A 6,049-nucleotide genomic window follows, 5' to 3' on the forward strand; every position below is an offset into this window, starting at 1 on the left:
TGTGGGCGTTAGTCTCAGGCTTTCGCCGGCTGGCGGGTGTGGAGTGACCGTTCAGACAAGAAAAGTGGCTCTGTGCAGGGAGGGTAAGGCTCGTCGAAGGTCCTGTTCGTGTCAGTTCAGAAGACAGTTTTACGTGGAGCCTGCCACCTCTACCGTTGGAAGATCCCCAAGAAGTATGGCATCGACACCGGCACCCGAGCGCTTAGCCACGACCTGGGCCGGTTCCTGCAGGAGATCGGTTCTGGCGCACGGCCCTCGTGCCTCTGGCTAAACGGGCCACGCGAACCTGAACTCTGGCTTGCACGACCTCGTCCGGCGGCTCAGCACCGACCTTTCGTGTCCGGCACGCACGCGCCCACAACGGCCATGCCCCTCACCCGTCTCCGAGGCGCAGGACAACCACCGGCATCGTTCAAACCGATCAGGCGTGTCGACAACATGCTTACGTTGACCTTGGCTGGCGGACACGGAACGGGTGCCCACCCAGTTGGGGCTGCGGCAACGAGAAGTCAGAGCCATGGACCTTCTCGCTCCGCTAGGAAGGCGTGGGAGCCAGTTTCGGGAGCCACCGCAGTCAGGCTCCCATCGACTCACCGGGACGTAGTCAGGGCGTTTTTGCAGGTGAGAGGCCCCTAGATCGACTTCTCTGCTTTGCTTCACACCGAAGAGGCCACTGGTTCGAACCCAGTATCGTCCACGTTTTGCCAGGTCAGAGGCTTGCTCGGACGAAGAGCAGGCCTCTTTGGCGTTGTCGCAGCTCCGAAGAGGTCACGGGTTCCGAACCGGCAGCGCGCGATCTCGCCCCCAACGGGGCCTTCTCCGCCTTCGGGGCAGGCCATGAGTGGTCCGGTGGGAGGAGTTTGGGAGATCATCTTTCTCCCACCGTGAACGAGGCCACAAGAAGACCGCACTAACGGTCACTCTGTGTGGCCGAAGGTGGGCTGAGTGCTCGCCGCATGTCCGCTCGGGTCCACCAGCTGGGTTTGGCTGTCGTGTGTTTGGCGGCATGTCCAACAGGTCGGGTGCCCAGGGTGACCCCACATCCTGCTTTGGCCGGGTGCAGTTGGCAGATCACCTTGAGTCGTTGGACCCGCGAACCCTGGGGCCCGGCTCCCTGGCACTGGGGCCGGGCTCTCGGGCGGGTGGGAGGTTGCGCCGGTGGGCCCTGGATGCCGGGAGCGGGCGGTCTCATCCTCAGAAGCATGATCTCTCGGGGATTCGGGGGCGTCGGCGATCGATGGGTGCCGTCCAGCACCAGGTAGGGCAGCCCGTTCTTAACCGCTTTGGCCAGCGCGGAGCCGAGTTTGGGCGATCGGGCGGCGAGCAGGTCGACGGTCTCGTTGACGTAGCGCCACGCGGTGGTGGTGGAGACGGCGAATCCGGCGCCCAGTTCGGCGTAGGTCTCGCCTTTGCGCAGGTAGACCAGGGTCGTCAGGGCCTGCATCCCAGGGGGCAGGCACCGGCCCTTGCGGCCGAGGGCCTGGCGGTGGCGGCGGACGACACCGGTGACGTAGGTCAGGGTCCGGCGCGACAACGGCAGCGAAGCACGGTACAAAAGCATGTGAGGCCTCTGGTGGGGACGGGGCGTTGTGAGAGACCAACCGTTCTACCAGGGGTTTCTTGACGTCCGGCACCGCCCGCACCGTCCGCGATCATGCTGTGATCAGCGCATACCGAACTGCCGCTGAAAAAGGCTCACTGGGACAGCTGTCTCGATGCGGAGTTTCTCCGTTGGCCGACGCCATCGATCGGCGCGTTCCCGAGGAGGTGGACCAACGCGATCAGAAACGGGGAACCAGACCTCCGGTACAGTAGATTCGCATGACTGGTCTTGCGGGGCAGGCGGAAGCGGCAATGGGTCCGGCTTCATCGGTGGTCGCTGTGCAGTAATGCACGCGCTGAAGTCGGGCTCGAGGGGATTTGGAAAAGAAATTTCGAGCGGAAGCTGTGAGGTACGAGCCAGTGCCGGCCAACGCATACCAGTTCGCCGCCGACGCCGTGGAAGCTGCCTGGAGCTATCACATGTGCGTTTGGACTACTCGGCAGTGAGGCATCGCCGTCAACGGGCAGGCCCGGTGGCATGAGCGTGGCCGTGCGAGTCTCGTCCGGTGAGCACGCGGGGTGGGGACTGGAGGTCAGCTTTGACCCGGTTCGAGGACGTCCGTCAGGGAGGTGAGGTTCGGCCAGCGGGCGGCGAGGCGGTGGCGGAGTCCGCGCAGCTCGTGGCTGACGGTGGCCATTGGGGTGGTCATGGCCTCCGCGAGGACCGGAGTGGCGATCGCCGCCGCGGCTTCCGGTTGCCCGACACAGGCGTGGCAGTCGGCGAGCCGCAACGCGAGCAGGACGGTCGCAGGGCGCACGTGGACGGGTACGGAGGCGAGGGAGTCTTCCGTGGCCGCTTTGGCGGCGTGGGCGGCGCTGTGGTCGGCGGTGGCGGCGGCCACGTCGCGGAGGGCTGCGCCGATGCCCGCCTCGAAGAGCACTTTGCCGCGTGTGCCGGCCATCCAGAACGCCTCGTGCTCGTCCTGCGCGGTGAGATGATGGAGCCGGTCACGGGCATGCGCGACGTGTCGGGTCGTTTCCCGAAGGTCGCCGAGGACGCCGTAGCCGCGGGCCTGGTACAAGTGGGACAGCGCCGAGGTCCAGACACGGCTGGGACCGACGGCGGACAGGGCTTGCGCGTAGGTCACGGCGCTGACGCCGTCGTGTTCTAAGCGTGCCAGAGAACTCATGTCGCACAGGAGCGTCGCGCGTAACGACGTGTCGTCGCATAGCGTGGCCCACTGCATTGCCTTGTCGTACAGCGCCATTGCGGCGGCATGCTGCCCGCGGAAGGTGCGCAGCTGTCCGGCGAGGCTGGCGTAGCCGGCGGCCAGGTGGAGCAGAGCGCGCCCGTTCGGGCCCTCTGCTCCGCGCAGCGCTCCGACGATCTTGTGCAGCGCGGCCTCAACGGGCGCGTGGAAGCCGGCCGGTCCGTGCTCTTCGGTGAACCGGGTGTAGACGGCCAGTCGAGCGGTGAGCACATGAACGGTGTCGTTGTGCGCGGACTCGGCTGGTGCCGCGCTGAACGCCGCGTACATCGCGGCCGCTTGATCGGCGGGAGGGACCGTGCAGCCGTGGTGGCCGGGCACCGGGCATGCGATGCCGTGGTGCGGAAGCCGGGCGGGCCATTCCGCGGGATCCCAGGCCGCGACGTCGCCTGTCGCCGCACCGCGACCGCCTGGCAGCGGCGTGCCGGACCCGAGACCTGAGATTGAGCCGCCGGATAATCCAGTCTCGGTGTACAGCCGCGCCAGTTGCCCGCCGGTGGCCAGAACGGCGTCGATGCGCTGGATCAGATCGGGCGGTGGCCGTCTCGCGCCCGTTTCCCACCGGCTGATGACGCTGTTGTGGTAGCCCAGTTCGGCCGCCAGCCGGGTCTGCGACAGCCCGGCCTTCCTGCGCCAGTGCTTGAGCAAGGCGCCGAAGCGGGCCTGTGCCGCCATCCCGTCCGCATCTTCGGGGATCGGGTTCACCGGTGTCTCCTGCCGCGCGAAGGGCGAAGCATGGTCGTACGAGTGTGCCCGAGCATGCCTTTGAGGGCAATGAAGAGAGCCGGTCTTGATCAGGTTCTACTGACCAGGACCGGCTTTCTTGAGCATGAATTAAGGGGTGTTGTAGGCGAGGGTGTAGGTGCCGTTGCCGGTGTAGGCGTGGATGCGGTAGCGGTAGTAGCCGCTGGTGCCGTTGTAGGTGAGTTTCTCGTCGGGTCCGGGGGTGGTGGATTGGGCGACGGCGGTCCAGCCGGTGCCGGTCCATTTCTGGAGGTAGAGGTCGTAGTCGGTGTTGTTGGGGCCGTTCAGGCAGGCTTCGTGGGGTCCGGGGGTGGCGGCGTAGTAGTAGGCGCCGTCGGGTTGGTAGGCGTTGCCGCCGGCTGTGAGGTCTCCGGTCTTGGTGGTTTCGTAGCCTTGGCAGCCGGTGGGGGCGGTGCCGTTGACGGTGAGGGTGAAGGTGGTGCTGCGGGTGGCCTTGTCGCCGGTGCCGGTGATGGTGAGGGGGTAGGTGCCCGGGGGTGTGGAGGCCGACGTACTGACCGTCATGGTCGAGGTACTTCCCGAGTCGACCTGCGGCGGGGCGAAACTCGCCGTGGCGCCGGTGGGAAGGCCGCTTGCCGACAGGGTCACCTGCTGCGACTTGCCGGACGTCGTCGTGGTGCCGATGGTGGCGGTCAGCGTTCCTCCCGCCTGCGTTGAACCTGACGAGGGGTCGGCGGACATGGAGAAGTCGTCGGCGGGGGTGCCGGAGCAGTACTGCTCCTGCTTACCGATCGCCAGGTAAGGGCAGTCGGCGTACTCGGCCAGGGTGAGAATCGACTCCTTGTTGCGAGCGGTTTCGGCGGGGATGACCTCGTCCGGCGGGTAGAACCCTGGGACGGGCGAGGCCGGATACATCTCGAAGGTGTACGACCAGATGCCCTGGGTGCCCCACATCCAGTCGATGGAGTCGCCGTCGGTGATGTAGAGGTCACTGCTCTGCTGCGGGGTGTAGTGGTTGGTGGCCGCCATCTGCCGACCGATGGTGCGGAAGGTGGCCTCCTGGTCCGCGGTCATTCCGGTGTCGGTATCGGAGTAGGTATAGCCGAACGGCCACAGGATGAGTTCCGAGTAGGTGTGGAGGTCGATGTGGGCCTTGATCTGCTGGACGCCGTCGATGCGGCGTGACAGCACGAAGTCCCGCAGGACGCGGGTCTCGGGCGCGGAGAACGGTTCGGAGCCGCGGTAGGTATCGCTGGACGGCTGGTTGCTGGAGCCGCCGCAGCAGCCCCACTTGTATCCGAAGTTGCGGTTGAGGTCGGTGCCGGCATAGGACGATCCGGAGTTCGGCTGCCGGTTCTTGCGCCATGACCGGTAGGAGCCGGTGGCGTGGTCGTACTCGCTGCCGTCGGGGTTGAGCATCGGGATGATCCAGATCTCCCGCGAGTCGACGGCGTCGGTGACCCGGCGATCCCTGCCGTAGTCGGCGGTGAACAGGTTCGCCAGGTAGAGGGCCTGCTCGGTGGTGAGGTGCTCGCGGGCGTGGATGTTGGCGTTGAACAGGACTTCGGGCTCGTCCTCGTCGGTGGCGACGTTGTCGGAGATCTTCAGCGCGATGATCTCGCGACCCTCGTAGGAGTGTCCCACCACCGACTTGCGCGCCAGCTCGGGGAAGGCGTCGGCGATGCGATCGATCTCGGCTCTGGTCTCGGCGTAATCGTGGTAGCCGGAGTCCTCGGGCGGGAATCCGGTCACGCCCGGCCGAGCGGAGCGGAAGGCGGGCGGCATCGGCTGCACGGTGAAGCCGAGGGCGCGGATCCGGCGTACCTCGGTGCCGGTCGCGGTGACGTAGATGGTTCCGTGTTCGATGTAGTCGATCGCCGCGCCGGTCCGCGCGACGGCGGTCCGGTCGGCGAGCTTCTTGGGGCCGATGATCCGGTACTGGGCGGATTGTTCCTGCGTGGCGGGACTGGAGTCTGCGGTCGCACGGCCGGCCTGGCTGACCAGGACCGGTGTGAACGCGATGAGCAATGCGAACAGCATGGCTGCGAGCCGTCGCATGAGCGTCTCCTGGGCGGGGGAGCGGGGCGGGGGATCGGCCGGCCCGGCCCGCGCGGGGCCGGGCCGGCCGTGCCTTCACCACTCAGGCGAGCGGGTCAGGGGGTGTTGTAGGCGAGGGTGTAGGTGCCGTTGCCGGTGTAGGCGTGGATGCGGTAGCGGTAGTAGCCGCTGGTGCCGTTGTAGGTGAGTTTTTCGTCGGGTCCGGGGGTGGTGGATTGGGCGACGGCGGTCCAGCCGGTGCCGGTCCATTTCTGGAGGTAGAGGTCGTAGTCGGTGTTGTCGGGGCCGTTCAGGCAGGCTTCGTGGGGTCCGGGGGTGGCGGCGTAGTAGTAGGCGCCGTCGGGTTGGTAGGCGTTGCCGCCGGCTGTGAGGTCGCCGGTCTTGGTGGTTTCGTAGCCTTGGCAGCCGGTGGGGGCGGTGCCGTTGACGGTGAGGGTGTAGGTGGTGCTGCGGGTGGCCTTGTCGCCGGTGCCGGT

At 66.9% G+C, this 6,049-nt stretch carries 2 protein-coding genes and 2 pseudogenes; all 4 read right to left on the reverse strand.

All coding sequences use genetic code 11. From position 1 onward, the window contains the following. Positions 1–1,240 precede the first annotated feature (1,240 nt). Positions 1,241–1,561, reverse strand: a pseudogene (locus AB0C21_RS41515) (helix-turn-helix domain-containing protein); the annotation flags it as partial. Between the two features lie 574 nt (positions 1,562–2,135). After that, on the reverse strand, positions 2,136–3,515 hold the full coding sequence (locus AB0C21_RS41520) for a helix-turn-helix domain-containing protein (protein ID WP_500211842.1): 1,380 nt from the start codon (positions 3,513–3,515) through the stop codon (positions 2,136–2,138). 129 nt (positions 3,516–3,644) lie between these two features. Further along, entirely contained in the window at positions 3,645–5,573 is a 1,929-nt protein-coding gene (locus AB0C21_RS41525; RefSeq protein WP_500211843.1) for a M14 family metallopeptidase, read from the reverse strand. 95 nt (positions 5,574–5,668) lie between these two features. Next, positions 5,669–6,049, reverse strand: a pseudogene (locus AB0C21_RS41530) (M4 family metallopeptidase); the annotation flags it as partial.

The organism is Spirillospora sp. NPDC049024 (assembly GCF_040649235.1).
Taxonomy (GTDB): Bacteria; Actinomycetota; Actinomycetes; order Streptosporangiales; family Streptosporangiaceae; genus Spirillospora.